Origin of the sequence: Thiomicrolovo immobilis (assembly GCF_039645955.1) — a bacterium.
GTDB classification, from domain to species: Bacteria; Campylobacterota; Campylobacteria; order Campylobacterales; family Sulfurimonadaceae; genus Thiomicrolovo; species Thiomicrolovo diazotrophicus.
In genome coordinates, this window is record NZ_CP147916.1 from 2295396 (window position 1) to 2318770 (window position 23375).

A 23375-nucleotide genomic window follows, 5' to 3' on the forward strand; every position below is an offset into this window, starting at 1 on the left:
TTCTGAAACATCCCTACAAGGTGATATTTTCAAGCAATTCGCACTCCCCGCCGCTGACAATCACGGCGTCAAGCACGTAGTCAAGCTCCAGGCGGTGCTTTTTCATATAGCTTTCCGCCGTCATCAGGATCTTGCGTATTTTCGCCGGTGTGACGTTGTTTGCCGCCTGTTCAAAGGTCGGGGAACTTTTCACCTCAATGATGTGCAGCACCTCATCCCGCATGGCCAGGATATCGATCTCGCCGAAACGGCTGCTGACGTTCCTGTCGATGATCCTGAACCCGCGTGCGCGCAGGAAATCGACGGCCTGCTGTTCGGCGACGTCCCCTGCAGCCCGGCTCATACCGCTTCGGCCCGGACCTTGATCGATTTGAACGCCGCCGTCAGGATCAGTTCGTCCCGCTTGTCCCCGAAAAGCGCATTGATGCGCGAGCCCGCATGGTGGAACGTTGCAAAGAGCGTGCCAGGCTGTACCTTGTCGGTAATCTTGACCCGCAGCGGGGCCGAGGAGCCGTATTCGGTATGCAAGACCGCCTTTTCCGTCGGGAAGGCCGCCGCGTCCGTTTCGCTTACCAGCAGAATATCTTCGTCATAACGCTTGTTCAGGCGCTCGGAAGCTTTCGTCTGGGCGGCGTTGTTGTAATGGGCCAACGTTCGCCCCGTCGTCAGATAGTAGCCGTCTTCAACCCGTTTTTTCGCGATGAGCTCGGGGACCATGCCGCGGGGCGCGTACTGGTGGTAGTGGAACTGCCCCAGACCGTCGGGCGTCCGGAAGTCGAGCAGGTGCAGTACCGGGGTATCCTCGGTGTAGACCGGCCACTGGAGCCCCCGCTTTCGGTGGCGCTCTAGGCGCATGTAGGAGGCACCGCTGAAGCGGCGGTGGGCGACTTCGCGTACCTCGTCCCACACCTCGGAACTCTCTTTGTAATCGTAGCTGCCGCCCATCTTGTTATCGAGCATCTGGATCACTTCCCAGTCATCAGGCAGGTCCGATTGCACCAGCGGCTGGGAGAGGTGCAGACGGCGCATCGCGTTGACGTAGACCCCTGTCTTCTCGTAGGCGGACTTGACCCCGACGACGATGTCGGCGCGCGAGGCGACGTCGTTCATCATGATCTCCTGGACCATCAGCAGCTCCAGCTGCTCGAACGCCCTGTCGATCTTGTTGAGGTTGGGATGGATATGGGTGATATCCTCGCCCATGTTGAGCACCGCCTTGATCTTGCCCTCAAGCATCGCGTCGACGAGCTGCGGCGTCATGAGCCCCTCTTCCTTGGGCTTTTGGTAATCGGGGTCGTAGTAGGGCAGACACCCCATGTCGCAGGCGCCCTGGACGTTGTTCTGGCCGCGCAGCGGCATCAGCCCCGCCCCGGTCTGGCCGATGTTCCCCGTCAGCAGTGCGAGGTGGGTGATCGCCATGACCGCGTAGGAGCCGTCGAGGTGTTCGGTAATCCCCAGCCCCCAGAAGATCATCGACTTCTTCACGGCGTATTCTCGGGCGATGTTCGGGATCAGCTTGGCGAGGTGCTCGAAACCGCTGACCTGCTTGAAATAGTCCGGGTCCGTATAGGGGTCACCCAGAATCTTCTCTTTGTACTCCTCGAACCACTTCGTGCGTGTTCCGATGAACGCTTCGTTGTAGAGCTCCTCTTCGATGATGACCCGTGCCATCATGTTGAGAATGAGCAGGTTCGCCTCGTGGGGGATAATCGCCTTGTGCTTGGCGAACTTCATCAGCTTAATGTCACGCACGTCGATGACGGCGAGGTTGTGGTGCTTCTGCGCCGCCTCGACGATGCGGTTGGCGACGATGGGGTGCGCCTCGGTCGTATTCGAACCGATGACGACCATAAACTCCGTTTCGTAGATGTCGTTATAGGGGTTCGTCGCCGCCCCCTCGCCGATCGTCGTACGCATCCCCTTGAGACTGGGGCTGTGGCAGACGCGGGCACAGTTGTCGACATGGGGGGAGTTCATCGTATGGCGGGTGAACTTCTGGAAAAGGTAGGCGCTCTCGCAACTGGTACGCGCCCCGCCGATCGCGCAGAAGCTCTTTTCGCCGTGTTTCGACTGGATCTCCCGCAGCTTCATCGCCGCCGCACTCACCGCGGTATCGACATCGCACTCGAACCAGGTCTCGTCGAAGTCGCGCAGTTTTCCGCCGAACGCCTCGGCAATCGCCGGGTTCTTCGCCAGGAAGCTTTTGCGGATCCGCGGAGTGCGGAGACGGTTGGCGTCACTGACGAAGTCAAAACCGTATTTGCCCTTGATGCAGAGCTTGCCCTGCGAAACATAGCCGTCCGCCGAGGCGCCGATCTTGACGATCTGGTTCTCCTCGACATGCCCTTCGATATCACAGCCGACGCCGCAGTAGGTACAGACGCTGTCGATCACTTTGACCGAATTGCCCATGTTCAATCCTGGTAAGCACACGTCGCTGACGTGCACCTGAAATTTTTAAAAAAGTCTAGCGGTTGGGGGCTTAATCTGCTGTACCCTGACCTCATATGACATATTGTTTCAACATAGTATAATAAATCCAAAAAGAGAGATACATTAGATGAATAACAGTCTGCAGGAACGTCAAAAACTTCTGGAGATGGGGGCCTTCGCCTACGCCGTCGGTATCGCCAGCCTCGCCGTGGTCCATCTCCCCCTGATACGCTACGGCGCCCTGCCGCTTCTCGCCATTTCATTGCTGGGAATAGGGTACGCCATGCTCTTCATCGCACGGCAATCAAGCCGGCAGGCAACGCTCTTCCAGGGGATCGCCCTGGTCGCTCTGGTCGCCCTCAGCGGTATCCTCTACACCTTCGGAGCCGAATTCGCCCACTACAAGACACTGAAATTGCATCACGCCCTGACCGGGGCGGACAAGGCGTCCCATATCAAAACCGTCTGGATGCTTGTCACAGTGCACACCGCCGGCGCCCTGCTCTTCGTGGCGGCACTCTGGGCGCGTACCCGTTCATTCACGCGGACACTCATCCCGCTCTTTGCCATTGCCTGGCTGAGCCTCCCTGTCGTCTACCTGCTTATCCAGCTCTTTGAGCGTCTCCTGCCCCTGATGGAGCAGAGCAGTACCCTCTTCCTCTTTCTCGCCTGGCTCGCCCTCACCGCCGGCGTCGGCTACGGCAGCTACCTTATGACGGGCGGCAAAAAGCTCTATACCGGCCTGCTGGCGCTGCTGACCTTCGTACTGCCGCCCGTCGGCGCGGTTGCCTTCGTCCTTTTTCTATTCGTTCGGGGACTGATGCTGCTTAAAGAGTCGTAAAGCGCACAAAGAGTGACGAGGGGCCACTTCGTGTTGAAAGCGGCTGAAAAGCAGATGGTAAAGGTTTAGACGATCCGGATCATGACCGGCTTCGCCATGACGAAGGAGAGCCCTTCGATCTGGGAGAGGACCTCTTTCATATTGCCTTCGACCGCGCAGTGCGTCGAGAAGAGCAGGTTCGCATAGCCGCCGGAAGCGGGACGCTGCAGCATCGTCTCAATGGAGATCTCAAACTCGCCGAAGAGCTGGGTGATCTTGGCCAGGACACCCGGACGGTCCTCAACGCGGATACGCAGGTAATACTTGGTCTCGATCTCGTCGCTCGGGCGCAGTCTCAGCCCATGTTCCAGCAGAGTGTTGTAGCCGAGCATCGGCGAACGTTTCCCCCCGGCCCGGGCGATGTCGATGATATTGGCGACAACGGCGCTCGCCGTCGCGTCTCCGCCGGCACCCGGTCCGTAATAGAGGGTTTCACCGACGCGGTCGCCGATGACGCTGACGCCGTTCATCACGCCGTCGATCTTCGCGATCATCTGCTCCTTGCTGATCAGGGCCGCATGCACCCGCAGTTCGACGGCATCGCCGTCGCGCTTGGCGATGCCCAGCAGTTTAACCGCGTATCCGAACTCCTTGGCAAAGGCGATGTCCTCCTGGGTGACGGACTCGATCCCCTCGATCAGGATATCCTCGGGTTTGACATCGATCCCGTAGGCAATGGAGGCGAGGATCAGCAGCTTGTGCGCCGCATCGAAGCCGCCGATGTCGAAGGTCGGGTCCGCCTCGGCATAGCCGAGCTCCTGCGACTCTTTGAGGATGGCGTCAAAGGCGACACCCTCCTCCGTCATTTTCGTGAGCATGTAGTTGCAGGTACCGTTCATAATCCCCTTGATGCTCTCGATGTGATTCGCCGAAAGGCCGTCGCGCAGGGCGTTGATGATGGGGATACCGCCGGCAACGCTCGCTTCGTACTCGAAGGCAAGATCCCCGGCCAGCTCCTGGAGCTCATAGCGGTGGTACGCCAACAGGGCCTTGTTCGCCGTGACGACCGCCTTGCCGTTCTCCAACGCCTTTTTGACGACATCAAAGGGGCCTTCAACGCCCCCCATCAATTCCACGACGATATCGATCTCCGGGTCGTTGACGACCTCGTAGGGGTCACTGGTGAGCGCGATATCGATCCCGCGCTCTTTGTTCAGGGTACGGACGACACCCGTTTTGACGACAACTTCCGTCCCGGCCCGCGCCGTGATCATCTCCTTATTGTCTTCGAGGATCTGAACCACCGCGGTGCCGACGGTCCCGACACCGATCACGCCGACTTTAAGCATCGGCCTTCTCCTCGAACTGCTTCAAGAACTGCTTGATGTTCTTTGCCGCCTGGCGGATGCGCTTGTCGTTCTCGATCAGCGCAATACGGACATACCCTTCGCCGTATTCGCCGAAACCGATGCCCGGTGCGACCGCGACCTGCGCCTCGACCAGGAGGCGTTTGGCGAATTCGAGCGACCCCAGGTGCGCCGCGCAGTCGGGGATCTTCGCCCAGACGAACATGGAAGCGCGGTTGCGGCGGACCGGCCACCCCGCCCGGTTAAAGGCATCGATCAGCACATCCTGGCGGATGTCGTACTTATGGGTGATCTCGTCCACGCAGCTCTGATCGCCGTTCAATGCGACGGTCGCCGCGACCTGGATCGGGGTAAACATCCCGTAGTCCAGCCAGCTTTTGATCTTCTGCAGGGCGCCGATCAGTTTCTTGTTCCCGACAAAGAACCCGACGCGCCATCCCGCCATGTTGTAACTCTTGGAGAGCGTGAACGACTCGACCGCCACGTCCTTGGCCCCTTCAACGCTCATGATGGAAGGAGTTTTGTAGCCGTCGAAGGTGATGTCGCCGTAGGCGATATCGGAAATGACGTAGAAGCGTTCGCGCTTCGCCATCGCGACGATGCGCTCGTAGAACGCCGGCGTCACCGTTGCCGTGGAGGGGTTGTGCGGGAAGTTGACGACCACGTATTTCGGTTTCGGGAAGGCATCTTTGAAGGCCGTCTCGAGGTGTTCGAAAAAGGCGTCTTCGTCCACGTTGTAATCCTCGTCGAAGATCAACGGCATCTTCTGCACGCTGCCGCCGGCAAGGATGAAGGCGTAGGAGTGGATCGGATAGGTCGGGTCCGGGACGACGGCGACGTCGCCGGGGTTGGTGATGGCATAAGCCAGGTGGGCGTACCCCTCTTTGGAGCCCATCGTGGCAACCGCTTCGGTCTCCGGATCGAGCTCGACGTCATAGCGGCGCTTGTACCAGTCGCAGATCGCCAGGCGGAGCTTATAGATCCCTTTGGACTGGGAATAACCCTGGGTTTTCGTCTTCATGACCGATTCGACCATCTTGTCGCGGATATGTTCCGGCGTGTCGCCGTCAGGATTGCCCATACTGAAATCAATGACATCCGCCCCGGCACGGCGTTCGGCCATTTTCAGGTCGTTCACTTCAGCAAAAACGTACTTCGGGAGACGGCGGATGCGGTCAAACTGGATTTCGTCAAACATTGTTTTTTTATCCTAAATGCGACTATTGCGCTTTCACACTCAGGCCTGCATTCATGTTCTTCCGGCTGTAAAGATCCGCAATCTTCACGTAGGCGCAGCCTCGGGGAAGGTTGATGGTGATCTGCCGGGTTCGCTTGTCCCTTTTGTAGAGCTTGAGCAGGCGCAAATCGTCGTCGTAAAATGCAATGTAAGGATACCAGTTATTTCCTGACAGGCTCCAAAGGGTGAGGCTGCCCGCTTTGGAAACATCCAGCCAGCGCGGGTAGACCAGCCGCTTCATCCGGATCTTCTTTCCCACTTCCAGCGGTGTCAGTTCCAAATGCGCGGCACTCATATCGATAAAATAACGCCACTGCGTATCACTGTTGCGTTCGATATCGAGGATGCCGCACCCTCTGCGCGACAGCGCCTGCTGCAGGGCAGTCGGATCGGTAGCGTATTCGGACTGCATCTTGATACGCCAGCTGTAGCCGGCGTTGGTCAGCATCGCCGAATCCGTCAGGTAGTGGGTATACCCCATGCCCCGGAGCGTCTCGTTCATCAGCATCATAAAGAACTGCGGGCTTCCGTTCGTTTCGAAGGTCAGCTCCAGCGTTTTGGGCCGCTTGTAAAAGAGCGAAAGCAGGCCGTTCTCCTTGAGGGTATCCACGACTTTGACGACATCGATCCGATCCCCCTGCACAAAGCGGCTGCGGTCGGCGAAGATGATCTTGACAAAGGCCTCGTTCCGGCTGTACGTCTGCTCTCCGATCAGCGAGCTCACCTTCTCAAGCAGCGGTGTCTGTGCCCACGCCGACAGGGCGATGCCCAGCAGAAAAACGATCTTTTTTACCACACCTGTCCCTTGTTGCGCGCTCTGAATTCCGTTTCGTCAAGCTCGCGGCATACACCCTCGTTATACTCCAGCAGGACCCGCTCGCTTTGCTTAAAGTGCAACTCTTTCCCTCCGCAGTCGAGGGAAAAGTATCCGTGGCCCGTCACGATCAGCCACGCTTTCGTTCCGTCAAGCCGAACGGGCTCTTCGGTCGTATAAACGCTTCGCTTATGGGTTTGCGCGTCAATGACGCCGAGCCATATCGATGTACTGATAGGCCGAAGAATCACGTCTTCATAGACGCTGCTTTCAACCGGGAGCGCCTTCGCCGCTGCCACTGAAGCATTCTCCTCCGCAACGGTGGCATTCGGCTCCGCCGCGATGTTCTGGTGCGCATCCTGGATCGCATCGGCTTCGGCGAGCGTACTCGGCGCCGTTGTCGTATTCATGGCGGCCATAGTCGCCCGCGCCTGATCAATCGCCGTATTGTTCAGTTCGAACTTTTCCGTTTTCCCGCCGGTGCCGAGAACAAGATAGGTCACGACGATCACGGCCAGCAGCGCCGCGACCAGTGCCGCGACCGTCAGACGATGGCGTTTTTTGGACTTGGCCACGTTGGCAAAAGGGTCCTCTTCAGATGCCGCCAGAGGCTCCAATGGGGCTGGGCCGGAAGCAGCGAACTGCTGCCGCCACTCGGTCAGGTCAACATCAAACTCCCGTTCGATGATTGTGACGAACCCGTTAAACTGAATGGCCGAAAAGGCGTCGAAATCCCCCTCCAACAGCTTTTGCATATTGTCGGTCGAAATGTGGGTCCGCATGCTGAGATCGGCAATACCGATCTGTTTTAGCGTTTCGATCACCGATACCGTATTCATGCCGTACGCATCCTCTCCATTAAAATTGCACCCGCCGCGCTGACGTTGAGCGAATCGAACCCGTGCGCCATGGCGATGCGCACCCCCTGGTCCAGCCGGCGGACGGCCCGGGCCGGGATACCCTCACCCTCGTTGCCAAGCAAGAGTGCCCTTTTGCCCTCAAAGGCAAGGGTACGCACGTCTTCGCCCTCCATAACGGCGCCGTAAAGACGGTGCCCTCTGTTCTTGAGTTCGGTCAAAGCATCATACAGGTTCGTGGTCACGTTAAAGGGGAGGTCGAAAAGCGCGCCGGTCGAACTGCGCACGACCGGTTCCAGGGCGAGGGATTTGATCCCGGTGACGACGAGGCCGTCCGCACCGAGGGCATAGGCACTGCGGGCGATGGCACCGATGTTGCCGACATCGGTGATCCCGCAGAGCACGACAACGAACTCCTTTCCCGCCAGCGTGTTCAATGGCGTCGGCTCCAATGCAGCCGTTTCCGCCAGGAAGCCCTGATGGTTGCCGCTGCGGCTCATCTTTTGCGCCGCATCCGGGGGGATGCGCTTCACCGCAAACCCCATACGCATCAGACGGTTATACTCTTTCGCCTCCAGCTCTTTGGCGAGGTAAAGCGTCTCGATCTTCTCGGGGTGCCGGGAGATCAGATAGTAAACCGGTTGCTTTCCATATATCAACATGCATGGATTGTAACCAATTTTCTGTTAGAAATGGATTGTTATCTGCGCAGAAATTAGCTTCGGGAAGGTGTGTGTTATTTACCGGTATCCAGTAACCTTTGATAACAGCTTTTGGGAGTTTCACCCGTCAGTTTCGCGATCAGCTTCGCCGCTGCTTTCTTCGGAAGGTCAAGTGCAAGAATCTCTTTTTCCGTAAAGGTCGCGTCACGGAGTTCCCCCGCCTCGATCACGACGACCCACTCCCCTTTGTAGTGACCGCCAAGGGTTTCGAGGAGTTCCGCCGCCGTCCCGTGCAGGTAGCGCTGATGCATTTTCGTCAACTCTTTGGCGGCAAAAATCCGGCGCGACGGCTCAGTGTCGGCGATTTCGTTCAAAAGCTTTTCCAAACGGTGCGGGGATTCGTACAGGACCGTCGTATAGCCGTTGTAGAGCGCCCGCGCGAGCGCCCCGGACCTGTCGCTGCCTTTGTGGGGGAGAAAGCCGAAAAAGAGCATCTGCGTTTCGGCAAAACCGCTGGCGGCGAATGCCGTCAAGACGGCATTCGCCCCCGGGAGCACGTCATAGGCGATGCCGTGGTCAATGCAGTAGCGCACCAGCATCTGCCCCGGGTCGCTCACCCCCGGCATCCCCGCATCGCTGGCATAAACAACGTTCTGTTCAAAAAACGACGGGTCGGTTTTCTCAAGAAAACGGTGCTCGCTGTGGGAGTGGACGGATATGAACGACTGTTCTTTTCCTGCCTCCTTGCCGTAACGCTCTTTGAGCAGGTGCAGCAGCTTCTTCGTGACACGGGTATCTTCGCAGAGCAGGACGTCCGCAGTGACCAGCGCATCCATCGCACGCAGTGAAATGTCAGCAATATTTCCGATCGGGGTGGGAACAAGGGTAAGCATATTCAAGGACCTTTATCAGGTAAACAAAAGAGGGAAAAGCGCCAAGGGCGCGCGCCCGAAGGAAGTGCCCTCCGGGGTACGGGGCCTGCTGTGCCAGCGGACCCGCTGACGTTGCAAGGCGTTGACGCCTGCAACGTTTTATTTCATATTGTAACGCTGCTTGAACTTCTCGATACGTCCGGCAGTGTCTACCTGGCGCTCGGAACCGGTGAAGAACGGGTGGCACTCGTTACAGATGTCGATACGCATCGCATCTTTCGTGCTTTTTGTCTCAAATGTGTTGCCGCAGGCGCAAGTGACCGTGCAAGCCATGTATTCCGGGTGAATCCCTTTTTTCATCTTAAAGCCTTTTGATACACGCTCTGTACGTATATCGGTATATTTTTTAAATCCGTACGGGTGCGGATTTTAAGACCGCAATTATACCGAATAAAGCCGGACGCTTCAAGTCCCGCTCCATACGCGCGCCCTTATAATTGTAAATTATGTATTTTTTAGTTAAAAAATAGTTTTATCAGGTATTATTGTGATAGATATCACTCCATAGAGGTAACCACGTGAAATTTGTCGCCTTTGCATTGATGTTCCTCCTCTCCGTTATCCTGACAGGATGTTTTACCAAACCCGTCCCGCGTGAGAAACTCGTGAAGCAGACGCGTCTTGCCGTTATCCCCCTTTTTGAGGAAACGCTTGTGTCCGAGTATTTCGGGGTAACGGTTTTCGAGAACACCTCCTTTGAATATGACATTTCATCCTGGGACCTCTATGACCTCGTCTATAAGAACGTCGCAAAGAAAATCGATCTGTACTCCCCGATGACGGTCGTTGACCTGCATCTCTCCAAGGGCAAGATATTGGACATGGCAAAGCGCAAATCGATCGTGGCCGAAAAAGGGTACTTCATCAACGCCGATATGCTCATGGAGAAGATTCAAAAGACCCTGTTGCAGAAGAAGATTGATTACGTGCTGATCATCAAAGGCTGGATGAACCCAAATTTCAGAGTCAGACAGATTCTACGATTTAAAGAGAATGATCTGTTCCTGCTCGACGGGCTTAACTTCGGGCTCTATGACACCAAAACACTGGAAGCGGTCAGAATCACCGATAACAACCAGGACCCCGATGCCATTTCAGGCTGTGTCAAATATTCGGAGGTCGCTTCTTCACCCTTGTGGCGGGACAAAAACCTTCCGCTGAGCTCCGGTGAACTCGGGCAGGTTCAGACAATATTGCGGGACTTTTTAACACAACTGATACCGGTTATGCTGACCAAAATGCATCTGCTTCAGGGAAGCGGCTACAATGAACTGCCGCAAAAGTACAACTATATGGGGGCCTGTTACATCTAGGGGGTTCCCCCCTTAAAGCAGGACCTTGGCCGCCACGGCGACGGCGGCGCTCTCCGAACGGAGGATGAACGGCGTATCAAAACGGAGTGTCCGGCATGACGCCAGCAGGGCCCGTTCCGCCTCGCTGAAGCCCCCTTCGCAGCCGATCAGCACCGTATCAATGCCCGCCGTATCCACCAGTCGCTCTTCGGTGAAATCCATGACGGCCGTCTGGGGGTTCGCCGCTATGAAACTTTCGAGCGAATCCGTCGTCTCCAGCGCCATCCACTCGCTGCGTCCGCACTGCTGCATGGAAGCCTCAAGGATGCGGTTTAAGCGCTCGAAATCGGGCCGGAACTGCCGCTGGCTGCGGTCGCAGGCGATAAAGGTAATCTTCCCCACCCCCATCTCGTTGAGCTGCGGCAACACCTTCTCGACGGATTTCGGGTCGATAGTACACCATCCGATATGCAGCGGACGCGCCGCCGCAATCACACGGGACGCTTCCGATACCAGCAGCAGCTCCGCCCGCCGGCCATCGCTCTGTTCGAGACGGTAGGTGTACAGCGTCCCGCTCTTTTCGGGGTGGCGCAGGGCGACGCTGTCGCCGACGCCGTGGCGTCTGACTTTGACAATGTATTTGTAGGCCTCCCCCTTGAGGGTGAGCTGCCTCGCCCCCGCCTCGTCGTGGAAGAGGAATCTCACAGAAGGGACATCCAGAGCGTCATCAGCATCGTCAGAACGAACTCCGCCCCCAGCAGCTTCAGGGCGAATGGCCGGTAGAGTAAGAGCGCCTCGGGCAGTTTTGTCCGCAGCCGCCGGACGGTTTTGTAACGACGTGCTTCGAGCACAATCAGAACGACGGTGATCATGATCATCGCGATGTTCTCGAGGCTGAAAGCCAGATGCTTCGCCGCCATCATGACGACACCGGTGAACGCCATCGCCGCGATCGCCATCACCGAAAAAGGCATGACGATCCGTGCACGCCGGACGTAATCAGGGGCCTGCACCGCGAACTGGAGCATGGCGGCGTTGAAGACGATTATGCCGAGCCACACCAGGACAAACCCGAAATGAAGCTGCAGACTCATGCTGTACATTGTTTCCATAATCCGGATTTTACCCCACTTTATCTATAATCGAACCAAAAAAGAGTCTATCCATGCCCGTTACCGTCGAAGAAGCCCTCGCGCGCATTCACGCCCACCGTCCGAAGCTGCGCCGCGAATTCATTCCCATCGAGGAGGCCATCGGTCGGGTGCTGGCCCAGGACGTCACGGCCCGCTACAACCTTCCCCCCTTCGACAACTCCGCCATGGACGGGTACGCCGTTATCTCCTCCGATTCGGGCAAACGCGTGCTCGCCGAGCATACGATCTTTGCGGGAGACCGGGAACAGATCCGTATCGCGGAGGGCCAGGCCGCACGGATTATGACCGGGGCGCGTATTCCCGAAGGGACCGAGTGCATCGTCCCCATCGAGGAGGTCACCGTCGAAGGCGAACACGTCACCCTCCCCTCGCCTTTGAGAGCGGGCCAGCACATCCGGCTCTGCGGCGAGGATATCCAGACCGACGACACGCTGCTAACAACGGGCGATACCCTCTCGGCCTACCACATCACCCTGCTTGCATCCCAGGGGATCACCCACGTCTGCGTCTACCACCGTCCGAGGGTCGCCATTTTCGCCTCGGGGAGTGAATTGAAGATGCATCACGAGCAGGTCGCCCCCTACCAGCTCTACAACACCAACTCCCCGACCTTTGCGGCCCGGGCGGCGGAGCTGGAGTGCGACGTTCATTTCGTCGGGACGGCGGCCGATACGCTCGACGCCCTGCTCGAACATATCGACAGTGCTTTGCAGAGTGACCTCATCATTACCAGCGGCGGCGTCAGTGTCGGGGACGCGGACTACACCAAGGAGGCGTTCACCCACTTCAGCTTCATACCGCTTTTTGAAAAGGTCGACCTCAAGCCGGGGAAACCGACGACGGTCGGCACCATCGGCGACACGCTGGTGCTCAACCTGCCGGGTAACCCGATGGCGGCCGCACTCTGTTTTGAACTGTTCGGACAGGCCCTGATCGCCTCGCTCAGCGGGACAAACGCCCCCTTCCACAACAGCATCACGGCCAGGATGAAACACGCCTACAACGTCCGCCCGGGCCGCCGGACGCTGCTGCCGGGCTATTATGACGGAAACCACTTCACCGTCTGCGAGAAGTTCGCACCGGGGATGATCACGCCCCTGGCCCTCTCGAACGGCTTTATCATGCTTGACGAAGCCTGCAGTGCCGTCGCCCAAGAAGCCGAGGTACGCTTTATCCCGACACGCTTCGTCTGGCGGAGCGGCAGCGCCGTCTCCCTGGTGAGTACGCCGGAGGCGTAATCACTTCAGCCCTCCGGCGTCTCCTCCCGCTTCGTCTTGTTCAAAACCGCCGACAGGTAAAGCGCCCCCACGACGCCCGAAACCAGCGACCCCATCAAAATCCCGATCCGCTCATCGACCAGCGAAAAGCAGACCCCTTCGCTGCATTCGAACGCCAGCGAACCGATAAAAAGACTCATCGTGAAACCGATCCCGCCGAGAATGGCGACTCCGAAAAGCTGTGCGTTCGTCACCCCCTCGGGGAGTTTACCAAGCCGTAGCGCCACGGCCAGCCGGCTGAAGAGAAAGATGCCGATGCTTTTGCCGAAAAAGAGCCCCGCCGCGATACCGACGGTGACGGAGTGCGCGAAGTCGCTTGCGGAAACGCTGCCGAAACTGACCCCCGTGTTGACGAACGCGAAAAGGGGAAGGATGATGTAATTGACCGGCGCATGCAGGGAGTGCTCCAGATCGTGGAAACTCTCCCGGTTGCCGCGCAGGGGGATCAGCAGCCCCAGCACGACCCCCGCAATGGTGGCATGCACCCCTGATTTCAGCACGGCGGCCCACATGATCAGCCCGATCAGAATGTAAAACGTATTGTTCGTCACACCACGCAGGTTCATAAACAGCAGGATCAGCGCCATCGTCATCGCGGTGCCGAGTGCGGCCAGGGAGAGTCCGTGCCCGTAAAAGAGCGCGATCACGATGATAGCCCCAAGGTCGTCGATAATCGCCAGGGCCAGTAAAAAGACCTTCAGTGCCGGCGGTACCCGGCTGCCCAGCAGCGACAAGATGCCCAGTGCAAACGCGATGTCCGTCGCCATCGGAATCGCCCACCCCTTCATCGCCCCTTCATCGCCGGCATTCAACATGCCGTAGATCAGGGCTGGGACAAGCATCCCGCCGAGGGCGGCGAAGGCCGGCAGCGCGACCTTGGAGCGTTCCTGTAGACTCCCCTCCAGCACCTCGCGTTTGATCTCGAGTCCCACCATGAAAAAGAAGACCGCCATCAGACCGTCGTTGATCCAGAGCAGCAGCGGCTTGGCGATCGCGAATTCGTCGAAACTGATCACGACGGGGATACTGAGAAAATAGCTGTAAAAACTGTGCAGCGGGGAGTTGGCCATCGCCAGCGCCATCACCGTCGAAACGATCAGCAGCACGCCGATCGCGGATTCGCGCTTCAAAAACTGAAGCAGTGTCTCATTTCGCATCATGCTCCTTTTGCGGCAGTTCGAGTATAAAGCAGGCTCCGGCACCGCGGTTCTGGACGCTGACGCCCCCGTTCATGCTCTTCTCCATAATCGTCTTGACCATGTAGAGCCCTATCCCCGTTCCCTGGGACTTGAACTTTGTCGTGAAGTAGGGATCGAAGACCCGGTCGATGATATCATCGGCCACCCCGCCGCCGTTGTCGCAGACGGCCACCATGATCATCGTTCCGCCCGTCTGTACGCGGATGGTGACCTGCGGCTTTTTCGTCCCGTGTTCGAGCATGGCGTCTTTCGCATTGTTCAGAAGATTGAGCATCACCTGGGAGAATTCGTTCTCATGCCCCAGTGCCCCCGGCCGTCCGTCACATTTGAGATCGATGCCGATATTGTAGCGGTTCAATGTCGGTCTGAAGAGCTCCAGCACCTTTTCGATGGCACCGCAGATGCAGAAATTTTCCCGCGCCCGGTTCGGCATGAAGAAGTTGCGGAAATCGTCAATCGTATGCGTCATATACTCCATCAGCGTCTCGGACTGCTCCTGGTAAGTCTGCATCTTCTTCTCGCTGAGGTTCCCCAACTGGTATTCAAAGAAGATATTGCTCTGGATCAGGGAGAGCTGGTTGAGGGGCTGCCGCCACTGGTGGGCGATATTCTCGATCATCTCCCCCATAGCCGCCTGCCGCGACTGCAGGATCATGATCCGGTCCTTCTCGCGGAGTTCATCGACCTTGAGGGCGATCTTCGCCTGGAGCTGTTCGTTGAACTCCCGCAGTTTCGCCAGGTGCTCATGTTTCATCATATTGATGCGATCCGCCAGGGCGAAGGAGAGCAGGATCATCTGGATCAGCGAACCGGCCTGCTGCGTATAGAGCATCACCGGGTGCGTCGGCACCACGCCAAGCTGGTTCAGCGCGACGAGGATGGTCGCCAGCAGAAACACGATCCAGCCGGCGAGGTAGTAGCGGGCGGCGTGGTAGTTGGGAAGTACTTTAATCCCGGCGTAGATCAACACCCAGGGGATGATCGCGCTCCACACCGCCGCCGCCGTGACCGCCGTGTGGTAATCGAGCAGCAAGACGGAGAGCACCCCCAGGAAGGAGAGGAACTCCGCAAACGCGATAATGCGTTCCGCCTGCGGGGCATAACGTTTCAGCACCAGGAAGTAGCGGGCGAAGCGGAACCCGAACATCGCCGAGAAAAAGATGAAAAATGCCAGGCCGCTGTTCGCCATCCAGACATTGCCCGGCCAGAGCCACTCCGGCCCCAATCCGTCGAAATTGAGCTGGAAGAGCATGTAACTGGCCAAAAAGGCGAGATAGTTAAAATAGTGGATCTCGCGGACGAAGATGTACAGCACCATGTTGTAGACAAGCAGCAGTAGCATGACCCCGTAAAAGAGCCCGAAAAGCAGGTTGGAAAAGGACTCGTCCCGATACGCTCCCGAAAGCTGCTCAACCGTCAGGGGAATCTGCAGGGCCCCCTGTGTCTTGACCTGAAGAAGGTAGGAGGTCGTTCCCTCCGTCAGGGGCAGTTTTTCCCAGAACAAACGGCTGGCATAGGCGCGCGGCGCATTGACCGTATCGCCGTCTCGGCTCAGCCGCGTCAAGCCGTCCGCATCAATGCGGTAGAGGGTATATTCGTCAATGTGGGAGTTCCCGATGCTGAGGATCCACTCGGTTTGGTCCTCCACGGGACGGGTGAGCGCGAACTGTATCCAGATGGGCTTCTCGACGAAACCGAAGTTGTAGATGGCGTTCCCTGCCGGTTTGAACCGCGCCGTCTGTTTCAGGATCGTTTCGGGCGAAAACGACGTGTTGGTTTCGATCAGGTACGTGCTGTGGGGAACAATATTGATCGCGCCGCGCTGCGAGGCATCCAATACGATACCGCCTGCAACGGCATGCAACGACAGCAGTAATGCGATGAAGATTGTACGGAGCATGCGTCCCTTCCCACGTGATAATAGGGGTTATTATAAGACGAAATGTTAAAAAGGGGGGTAAAGCGCCCCCAGGCGCCGGAAGTTATGAGAGCTGCGCGGTGACCGCGTCTGCGGTAAAGCCGAACTTCTTGAAAAGTTCGCCGGCCGGTGCGCTGGCGCCGAAAGAGTCCATGCCGATCACCGTATCGGCGAAGCGGTACCACTCCATGCCCCGGGCCGCTTCGATGGCGACGCGCTTTGTCCCCGGCTTGATGATACCGTCGATATAGGCGGCATCCTGCTCGAGGAGAAGGTCGAAACACGGGACGCTGACCACGTTGGCTTTGACACCCTTCGCCGCCAGTTGCGCTTTGACCTCAACGGCCAGCCCGACTTCCGAACCTGACGCCATCAGCGTCATCGTCGCATCGGCCTCCTCGCTCAGCAGGTAACCGCCCTGCGCCGCGCTCCCCTTTGCCGGGGCGTCGAGCAGCGGAAGGTTCTGACGTGAACAGACGAAGGCGGACGGCGCGTCCGTTTTGGCCAACGCCCACTTCCAGGCCTCGACGTTCTCGTTGCCGTCCGCCGGGCGCCAGACATAGAAGTTCGGCAGCGCGCGGAACTGTCCCAGGTGTTCGATCGGCTGGTGGGTCGGGCCGTCTTCGCCGACGCCGATGCTGTCGTGGGTCCAGATAAAGAACTGCTGGATGCCGCTCAGCGCCGCGATACGCGCCGCCGGCTTCATGTAATCGCTGAAGACGAAGAAGGTCGCGCTGAAGGGCATCAGCGGGCCGTAGAGCGCCATCGCGTTCGTGATCGCTCCCATCGCGTGTTCGCGGATACCGAAGTGAATGTTCTTGCCGCGGGGGAACTCGCCGAGGTCTTTGAGCTCCGTCTTGTTGGACGGTCCGAGGTCCGCCGAACCGCCGAGGAAACCGGGGATCGCCTTTGCCACGGCATTGAGGATCTTCCCGTTCGTGCTGCGCGTTGCGTCGGCCTTGTCGAATTCGGGCCACTGGATGCGGGTAAAGTCAGGGTTGCTCAGGGCGCCCAGCGCTTCGTTCTGCTCGACCAGCGGCAGAGTCGCGAGGCGGTGTTTCCACTCGCGCTCGGCCAGGTCGCCTGCTTCGACGGCACAACGGAAACGGGCCAGGACGTCTTCGTCGACCTGGAAGGCTTCATTGGGGTTGAACCCGCAGTTCGTTTTCGCCTCGCAGATAATCTCCTCGCCCAGTGGCGCGCCGTGGGAGTGGTGGGAGCCTTCCATCTCACACGCCCCTTTGGCGATCGTCGTATCGGCAATGACGAGCACAGGCTTCGTGCGCGTTTTCGCCTCGGTGATCACCGCATCGATCGCCTCGTAGTCGTGCCCGTCCACTTCAAGCACATCCCACCCCTGCGATTCGAAACGCTGCGCGACGTTCTCGCTGAGGCTGAGCTCCGTAGAACCCTCGATCGTGATACGGTTGGAGTCGTAGATGAGGATCAGGTTATCGAGCTGGTTGTGGCCTGCGATGGAACACGCCTCGTAGCTGATCCCCTCTTCCAGGTCACCGTCGCCGCAGAGACAGTAGACATGGTGGTCAATCACTTTGGCCGTCTCGGAGTTCACCTGCGCGCCGACGTATTTGGAGGCCATCGCGAAACCGACGGCGTTCGCGACACCCTGCCCCAGCGGGCCGGTCGTGATCTCGATCCCCTCCGTATGGCCGTACTCCGGGTGGCCCGGCGTTTTGGAATCAAGCTGGCGGAACTGTTTAAGGTCCTCGATCTCGAGCCCGTATCCCCAGAGGTAATAGAGCGAATAGATCAGGCCCGTCGCATGGCCGCCGGAGAAGACGAGGCGGTCACGGTTGAGCCACTTCGGGTTCTTGGGGTTGTGGTTGAGGTGCTCGGAAAGCACGACGGCGATGTCCGCAAGACCCATCGGGGCACCCGGGTGGCCGGAGTTCGCCTTCTGGACCATGTCGGCCGCAAGGAAACGGATCGTATTCGCCATTTTGGCGCGCATCGTATTGTCGCTCATTGTCATCCTTGTTGAATTCATTTATGTCGATTGATATAGCTCAACGTTAATCTACTTTACACGTCACCGAAGCGAAACAAGGGTACCGCTCGCAAAGCGATGTTTCCTTGAAAGCCCCGGCAACCACGCTGACGCTGTGTCCGCTTCGGCAGCGGCCCCGACGTCACTTGTGGCGCTTTATATATTTCAAAAGCATCGGTGAGAGTTCGTTATACAAACGCTCATCGAAGCTTTTGAGCCGTTCGGTCAGGTCGTCGGCCAGCTTGTCGGCCTCCGCCATGGCGCCGTCAAGGCCCAGGAGGGTCACGAAGCTGTTCTTCGCCTCGTCGTTGTTCGTCGTTTTGCCCGCCTCTTCGCTCGTTTGGGTCACGTCGAGGATGTCGTCCTGGATCTGGAAGAGCAGTCCCAGGTCGATCCCGAAACCGTACAGCGGCGCTTCGAGCGCCTTCTGGCCGGCAATGACCGCTCCCATCTGCAGGGCGCACGCGATCAGCTTCGCCGTTTTGTTCGTATGCAGGAACTTCACCTCATCCAGGGCGAGCTTCGTATGCTCGAAGGTGCAGTCGATCGCCTGCCCGAGCACCATCCCGTCACTGCCGCCGTTCTTGGCGAGCAGGTTGATCAGTTTCACCCGTGTCCGGTCCGAAAAAGGCGCCTCGGAAAGCACTTCGAACGCATGGGTGTTGAGGGCGTCGCCGACGAGGATCGCCGTCACCTCGTCATAGCGGGTATGCAGGGTCGGGAAACCGCGGCGCAGGTCCGCGTCGTCCATCGCCGGCAGGTCGTCGTGGATCAGCGAATAGGTGTGCAGCATCTCGATGGCCAGCGCCGCATGGTTGGCCGCATCGATCAGCAGCGGGTTGAACGAGCGCACCACCCCCAGCAGCAGCGCCGGGCGGAAGCGCTTGCCTCCGGCGGTCAGCATCAGCGAGAGGGCGGTGTCATAGTGGGGGTGAAAACTCTCCGCGCGGGGCAGATTGTCCTGTAAAAAGCGTTCAAACTCTTCCATACGTCTTCCGTGCGGTTTAATAGCGAAATGGTAACATGATTTTATACAAAGGGAGGTTATGCCGGGTCAGTTGCCGGCAAAGGGGTTTATGCCGCCGAGCATCCCCATAGCGGAGTGTTTTTTGTTGTCTTCGACCATCTTGACCGCGTCGTTGATCGCCGCGATCAGCAGGATCTGCAGCGAGGCTTTGTCCTCGAGCAGCGAATCGTCGATCTCAAGGTCGACGGCCTCGCCCTTGCCGTTCATCTCGAGCCGTACCATGCCCCCGCCCGTTTTGACGGTGAAAGTACGTTCGGCAAGTTCCGCTTCGAATTCGGCGGCCTTCGCCTGCATCTCTTCGAGCATTTTGCCCATCTCGCCGAAGTTCATTTTGTCAAACATTAGATCTCGTGCAGTACATCCGTGATGCCGTTGTCGTCGTCAACGAGGACGACAGTCGGCTTGTAGGTTTCCAACTCACGCTCTTCATACGTCGCATAGGCGACGATGATGACCTTATCCCCTTTGTGCACCTTGCGCGCCGCCGCCCCGTTGAGGCAGATGTCGCGTTTGCCGCGTTCACCGAGGATAATGTAGGTTGAGAAACGCTCACCGTTGTTGATATTGAGGATCTCCACTTTCTGGCCGACCCGCATGGCGGAGGCCTCAAGGAGTTCCTCGTCAATCGTGATGGAACCGACGTAGTTGAGGTTCGCATCCGTGACGGTGGCACGGTGAATTTTGCTGTAAAGCATTTCGATCGTCATGTATGTTTTATCTTCCCATCTGCTGCTGCATTGCTTCCGGCGAGATCGGTGCGTCCCACAGTTCGTCCGGAATAATGTATTCTGCGACCGGCGTCCCTCCGATGATGTGTTCATCGATGATGCGGTCGATCTTGTCTTTGGTCAAACCGTAATACATAAAGTGTCCCGGTTCGACCAGCATGACCGGCCCGGCATTACAGCGGTTCAGACACGCTGTACGTACCGGTTGTACAGTCGCAATTATACCCTTTTGCATCAAAGTCCCTGCTAAATGCTGGAAAAGGTCCTGTGTCTGCGGGTTCACGCATGACGGTTTCGGCATTCCCGGGGGAGAGGATTGCTCGCATTTGAAAATATAAAAAGCCGGCTGTGGTACACCCATGGTATTCTCCGTTTCGAATAGAATTTGAAAAAACTCGCGTATTATAGCCAACGGTCAAGCCGGCCGAATTTAGCGAAAAAGTTAGTGGGAAGGCTTAAGACAACGCCATTGGCGCTGCTTACGGCGTGACGGTGACCGTCAGCGATGCGTTGACGTCGTAGCGCGTCACGTTGATATCGAGGGTGCCGTTGGCATCCCCCGTGTAGAGGGTACCATTCTGCTCCAGGGTCGCGTTGCTCTCCCCGGCGTTGCCCAGAATCCATGTCATGCTCTCGGTCACATCCAGCGTCGTGTTATCATCAAAAGTTCCCAGCGCCTTGAGTTGCAACGTCTGTTCCTGCGAAAGGTTCGTATCGTTATTCTCGATGGAGAGGGTGACCGATGCGAGGGCATGGACATGGACAACGGCGGTGTCGAAGAACTGCTTGTAGCTGCCCGTGATCTCCACGTCTCCGCCGAATTCGCCGCCGCTCAGCAGCCCCGGGCTGCTCGCCGCATCTGTTGTACTGAAAAAGGCGATGGAGCTGTTTGATTCACTCCACTCGACGAACTCCGTCGCGTTGCTGTCCGGTACGCCGTTCGTATAGGACGCTACGGCGCTCATCTGCACTTTCTGTGTGGCATAAAACGTCGTGGCATTCGCCTCCACGGCAAGCGAAGCGATGTCACCGGCAAGCGGGGTGTTGCTGTTCTCCCCGCATCCCGACAGCAGCAGTAGCGTCCCCAAAAGAATCCCTCTATACATGCCCTCTCCTAAAAACGGTAGTTGATGCCGATGTATGGCTCAAAGATCGACGACGTCGTCTCCGTCTGGTTGCTGATCATATCGAGGTCTTCCCAGCTTTTCCCCCGGTAAATCACGGAGGCTTCAAGGTCGAAACCCGCCCCCAGGGGAAGGTAGCCCCCCAGCCCGGCGAAGAAGCTGCCCGAACTCACCGACTTCGTCACCGTGCGGCGCACCTCGAGTTCTCCTGTGCCAAACCCGAGTTTGAAGAAGGGGTAGAAGCCCCATTCTAAATCGAAAGCCTTGATCAGGCTGATATCGAAATAGACGTAATCGCTGTCGCGCTCGGAGAAAATGTTCTTATCGTAACGGCCGTAGCCCAGGTCCAGTTCGACCGCGTAGGAGCGGATACTTCCGTACCCGAGCTTCAACTGGACGCCCTGCAGCGTTGCCGACGTTTTACGGTCGGACGTTCCGGGGTTCTTGACACGGAAATTTTCGCTCCCCGCAATCCCTCCGAGACCGACATGCAGCGTCGCTTCGGCATGCAGCACTCCGAGGCACAGCGCCATAATGACAATAAACCGTTTCACCCTACCGCCTTTTTTAACCGTAATGATAGTCAAACCTCACTTAACAGAGAACGAATGACCTCGCGATCGTCAAAAGGAAACTGCTTGTCGTAGATGATCTGATACTGTTCGTCGCCCTTGCCGAGCACGACGACGACCTCGTCGCCGCTGCGCGCACTCAGCGCCATGGCAATCGCCGCTTTGCGGTTTGGTTCGACCACGGCCTTCTCCGGATAGGTCATGCCGCCCAGGATGTCCGCGATGATCGCATCGGGGTCCTCGCTGCGGGGGTTGTCGCTGGTGACGAAGACCTTCTTGGCGAGGTTCTCCGCCACCCGTCCCATCAGCGGACGTTTGGAGCGGTCGCGGTCGCCCCCCGCCCCGAAGACGACCAGCATCTCCTTCTCTTTGAGGGCATTGAGGACCTGCGCCATACCGTCCGGAGTGTGGGCGAAATCGACGATAACCAAAGGAGATTCGCTCACCACTTCCATCCGTCCGCTCACCCCGGCAAAACCGCCGACCGCGTCGCACACGGCTTCGAGATCGTCGCCGGTAACGAGGTGGACCGCCGCCACGGCTGCGGTGAGGTTGTAGACGTTGAAGAATCCGTGCATCGGGCTGTGGAAGGTGTGGATCTTGCCGAAGTGCTGCACAACGGCGCTGATGCCGTCATTGAGCGAATAGGCCACCACCTTATAGGTCGCCGGGTTCTCTGCCCCGTAGGTAAAAGCGTTTTTGATGTTGAAATCCGCCTTCACCTCGTCCTTGTTGATCAGCTTTTTCCCTTCGTCGGCGAAAAAGCTGTTCTTGACACGGACGTACTCCTCGAGCGTCTCATGGTAGTCGAGATGGTCCTGGGTGATATTGGTGAGGATCTTCAGGGCGAAATCGATCCCCTCTGCCCGCGCCTGGACGATCGCGTGGGAGCTCACTTCCATGACGAAGTATTCGCACCCTGCTGCCACCGCCTGGTAGATGTGGCGATAGGTCTCCAGCAGCGTCGGCGTCGTCAGACTTTTGCCCTCCACGACGGTGTCGTTCATGAAAAAACCGCGGGTCCCCTGCATGGCGGCTTTGTGACCGAGGTCCAACAGGATGGAGTAGATGGCGCTCGCCGTCGTCGTCTTGCCGTTGGTGCCGGTAATCCCGATCACGTTGATGCGGTCAAGTCCGAAGAGAGGAGCGACATCTGACGGTGAAATGATGGAGTGGGCACCGCGTGCCTTGGCATCGTCAAGGTAGCGGCGGTTGAGGCCCGTGAGGACGAACGCTGTTTCGGCGTCGCACTCTGCGGAGTTTTCCGTCACATAACGGAACGGCTGATCAGGAAGCGCTATCTTCAACCGGTCGGCTCTTCAGAATGTCGCGCAGCAGGGCGCGCAGTTGATCGTCGTTGGGGTACATGGAGAGCGCCGTCTCGATGTAGTTCATCGCCATTTTGTGGTATCCGTGGCGGTTCAGCTGGCTGAGGAAGTCGATGAACTCCTCTTTTTCGGTAATAAGCACCCGTGTGGAGAACATGATGTTCTCGAAAATCGTTTTAAAATCGCCCTGCTCTTTGACCAGCTGGCGGAAATCATCGTAGAGGATCCCGTCTTCGTAATCCAGGCGGTGGCGCAGCGGCTCGGAAAAAAGAGAGGTGAGCTGTTCCACCGTCCCGTCCATCGTCTGCAGGATCTCGGAGATGACTGTATCGGCCTGCTCCGCATCCTCTTCGCGCAGCACTTCGTAGTAATCGAACAGCGCCTCTGCCGCCTCTTCGCCGCTCATCGCCATCTCCGCGAGGATCGCCCCGTTAAAGGCCTCTTTGGACTCGGGATAATCCTGGAGCACCTGCGCATACTGGCGCAGCGCCTCTTCATAATTTTCCTGATTGAAACTTTCGTTAGCAAGGGCAAGCGTTTTATATTTGTTGACTGGTTTCATGCTCTTCCTTCTTTCAAAAATCGTATGCATTTCTCTCTCTAAGAGATAATCTATTATAACGTAT

The 23375-nt window shown here is 57.9% G+C and carries 25 protein-coding genes; 3 read left to right on the forward strand and 22 right to left on the reverse strand.

Features of this window, described 5'->3' with window-relative positions; genetic code table 11:
- Window positions 1-13: 13 nt before the first annotated feature.
- A complete protein-coding gene (locus tag WCX72_RS11825) occupies window positions 14-343 on the reverse strand; it encodes a YraN family protein (protein ID WP_345969947.1) in 330 nt (109 codons plus the stop codon).
- Window positions 340-2412 carry a molybdopterin-dependent oxidoreductase gene (locus WCX72_RS11830; RefSeq protein WP_345969948.1) on the reverse strand — a complete coding sequence of 691 codons (2073 nt, stop codon included), beginning with the start codon at window positions 2410-2412 and terminating at the stop codon, window positions 340-342. Before WCX72_RS11830 ends, WCX72_RS11825 begins: the two co-directional genes overlap by 4 nt.
- Window positions 2413-2560: 148 nt before the next feature.
- Between WCX72_RS11830 and WCX72_RS11835 the strand changes: the two genes are divergently transcribed.
- Window positions 2561-3274 (forward strand): hypothetical protein, encoded by a 714-nt coding sequence (locus tag WCX72_RS11835; RefSeq protein ID WP_345969949.1) that lies wholly within the window; start codon window positions 2561-2563, stop codon window positions 3272-3274.
- A gap of 65 nt (window positions 3275-3339) precedes the next feature.
- On the opposite strand, the gene WCX72_RS11840 is transcribed toward WCX72_RS11835, so the two are convergent.
- The 7 genes from WCX72_RS11840 to rpmE form a co-directional block, all read right to left on the reverse strand.
- Window positions 3340-4602: a homoserine dehydrogenase gene (locus tag WCX72_RS11840; protein WP_345969950.1), complete on the reverse strand. Its 1263-nt coding sequence runs from the start codon at window positions 4600-4602 to the stop codon at window positions 3340-3342.
- Window positions 4595-5818 carry an LL-diaminopimelate aminotransferase gene (locus WCX72_RS11845; protein ID WP_345969951.1) on the reverse strand — a complete coding sequence of 408 codons (1224 nt, stop codon included), beginning with the start codon at window positions 5816-5818 and terminating at the stop codon, window positions 4595-4597. The genes WCX72_RS11840 and WCX72_RS11845 overlap by 8 nt, the downstream gene beginning before the upstream one ends.
- Before the next feature lie 22 nt (window positions 5819-5840).
- Window positions 5841-6653, reverse strand: coding sequence for a hypothetical protein (locus tag WCX72_RS11850; RefSeq protein ID WP_345969952.1), 813 nt, complete (start codon window positions 6651-6653; stop codon window positions 5841-5843).
- Window positions 6647-7510 (reverse strand): hypothetical protein, encoded by an 864-nt coding sequence (locus WCX72_RS11855; protein WP_345969953.1) that lies wholly within the window; start codon window positions 7508-7510, stop codon window positions 6647-6649. The genes WCX72_RS11850 and WCX72_RS11855 overlap by 7 nt, the downstream gene beginning before the upstream one ends.
- Window positions 7507-8190, reverse strand: coding sequence for an RNA methyltransferase (locus WCX72_RS11860; protein ID WP_345969954.1), 684 nt, complete (start codon window positions 8188-8190; stop codon window positions 7507-7509). Before WCX72_RS11860 ends, WCX72_RS11855 begins: the two co-directional genes overlap by 4 nt.
- Before the next feature lie 74 nt (window positions 8191-8264).
- Window positions 8265-9083, reverse strand: coding sequence for a 16S rRNA (cytidine(1402)-2'-O)-methyltransferase (gene rsmI, locus WCX72_RS11865; protein ID WP_345969955.1), 819 nt, complete (start codon window positions 9081-9083; stop codon window positions 8265-8267).
- Window positions 9084-9221: 138 nt separating this feature from the next.
- Window positions 9222-9422: a 50S ribosomal protein L31 gene (rpmE, locus tag WCX72_RS11870; RefSeq protein WP_231019284.1), complete on the reverse strand. Its 201-nt coding sequence runs from the start codon at window positions 9420-9422 to the stop codon at window positions 9222-9224.
- A gap of 218 nt (window positions 9423-9640) precedes the next feature.
- Here rpmE and WCX72_RS11875 point away from each other — a divergent pair, with 218 nt between their 5' ends.
- A complete protein-coding gene (locus WCX72_RS11875) occupies window positions 9641-10435 on the forward strand; it encodes a hypothetical protein (RefSeq protein ID WP_345969956.1) in 795 nt (264 codons plus the stop codon).
- Window positions 10436-10447: 12 nt separating this feature from the next.
- On the opposite strand, the gene WCX72_RS11880 is transcribed toward WCX72_RS11875, so the two are convergent.
- Window positions 10448-11119: a 16S rRNA (uracil(1498)-N(3))-methyltransferase gene (locus tag WCX72_RS11880; RefSeq protein ID WP_345969957.1), complete on the reverse strand. Its 672-nt coding sequence runs from the start codon at window positions 11117-11119 to the stop codon at window positions 10448-10450.
- Window positions 11116-11526 (reverse strand): hypothetical protein, encoded by a 411-nt coding sequence (locus WCX72_RS11885; protein WP_345969958.1) that lies wholly within the window; start codon window positions 11524-11526, stop codon window positions 11116-11118. The genes WCX72_RS11880 and WCX72_RS11885 overlap by 4 nt, the downstream gene beginning before the upstream one ends.
- A gap of 53 nt (window positions 11527-11579) precedes the next feature.
- Between WCX72_RS11885 and glp the strand changes: the two genes are divergently transcribed.
- Entirely contained in the window at window positions 11580-12806 is a 1227-nt protein-coding gene (gene glp, locus WCX72_RS11890) for a gephyrin-like molybdotransferase Glp (protein ID WP_345969959.1), read from the forward strand.
- A 5-nt stretch (window positions 12807-12811) separates the two neighbouring features.
- Here the strand turns inward: glp and nhaA are convergent, their stop codons facing one another.
- The 11 genes from nhaA to WCX72_RS11945 all read right to left on the reverse strand — a co-directional run bounded on the left by nhaA (window position 12812) and on the right by WCX72_RS11945 (window position 23311).
- Window positions 12812-14005, reverse strand: coding sequence for a Na+/H+ antiporter NhaA (gene nhaA / locus WCX72_RS11895; RefSeq protein ID WP_345969960.1), 1194 nt, complete (start codon window positions 14003-14005; stop codon window positions 12812-12814).
- A complete protein-coding gene (locus tag WCX72_RS11900; protein WP_345969961.1) occupies window positions 13992-15944 on the reverse strand; it encodes a sensor histidine kinase in 1953 nt (650 codons plus the stop codon). Before WCX72_RS11900 ends, nhaA begins: the two co-directional genes overlap by 14 nt.
- Before the next feature lie 82 nt (window positions 15945-16026).
- Window positions 16027-17949, reverse strand: coding sequence for a transketolase (gene tkt / locus WCX72_RS11905; RefSeq protein WP_345969962.1), 1923 nt, complete (start codon window positions 17947-17949; stop codon window positions 16027-16029).
- A gap of 163 nt (window positions 17950-18112) precedes the next feature.
- Window positions 18113-18958, reverse strand: a complete 846-nt coding sequence (locus WCX72_RS11910) for a polyprenyl synthetase family protein (protein WP_345969963.1) — start codon at window positions 18956-18958, stop codon at window positions 18113-18115.
- A gap of 66 nt (window positions 18959-19024) precedes the next feature.
- A complete protein-coding gene (locus WCX72_RS11915) occupies window positions 19025-19339 on the reverse strand; it encodes a YbaB/EbfC family nucleoid-associated protein (RefSeq protein WP_345969964.1) in 315 nt (104 codons plus the stop codon).
- Window positions 19339-19704 carry an aspartate 1-decarboxylase gene (panD, locus tag WCX72_RS11920; RefSeq protein ID WP_231019297.1) on the reverse strand — a complete coding sequence of 122 codons (366 nt, stop codon included), beginning with the start codon at window positions 19702-19704 and terminating at the stop codon, window positions 19339-19341. Before panD ends, WCX72_RS11915 begins: the two co-directional genes overlap by 1 nt.
- A 7-nt stretch (window positions 19705-19711) precedes the next feature.
- Window positions 19712-20086, reverse strand: a complete 375-nt coding sequence (locus WCX72_RS11925) for a (2Fe-2S) ferredoxin domain-containing protein (protein WP_345969965.1) — start codon at window positions 20084-20086, stop codon at window positions 19712-19714.
- 118 nt (window positions 20087-20204) lie between these two features.
- Entirely contained in the window at window positions 20205-20831 is a 627-nt protein-coding gene (locus tag WCX72_RS11930; protein ID WP_345969966.1) for an Ig-like domain-containing protein, read from the reverse strand.
- Between the two features lie 8 nt (window positions 20832-20839).
- Window positions 20840-21403, reverse strand: coding sequence for an outer membrane beta-barrel protein (locus WCX72_RS11935; RefSeq protein WP_345969967.1), 564 nt, complete (start codon window positions 21401-21403; stop codon window positions 20840-20842).
- 29 nt (window positions 21404-21432) lie between these two features.
- Window positions 21433-22728 carry a UDP-N-acetylmuramoyl-L-alanyl-D-glutamate--2,6-diaminopimelate ligase gene (locus tag WCX72_RS11940; protein ID WP_345969968.1) on the reverse strand — a complete coding sequence of 432 codons (1296 nt, stop codon included), beginning with the start codon at window positions 22726-22728 and terminating at the stop codon, window positions 21433-21435.
- Window positions 22709-23311: a hypothetical protein gene (locus WCX72_RS11945; RefSeq protein ID WP_231019302.1), complete on the reverse strand. Its 603-nt coding sequence runs from the start codon at window positions 23309-23311 to the stop codon at window positions 22709-22711. Before WCX72_RS11945 ends, WCX72_RS11940 begins: the two co-directional genes overlap by 20 nt.
- Window positions 23312-23375 lie beyond the last annotated feature (64 nt).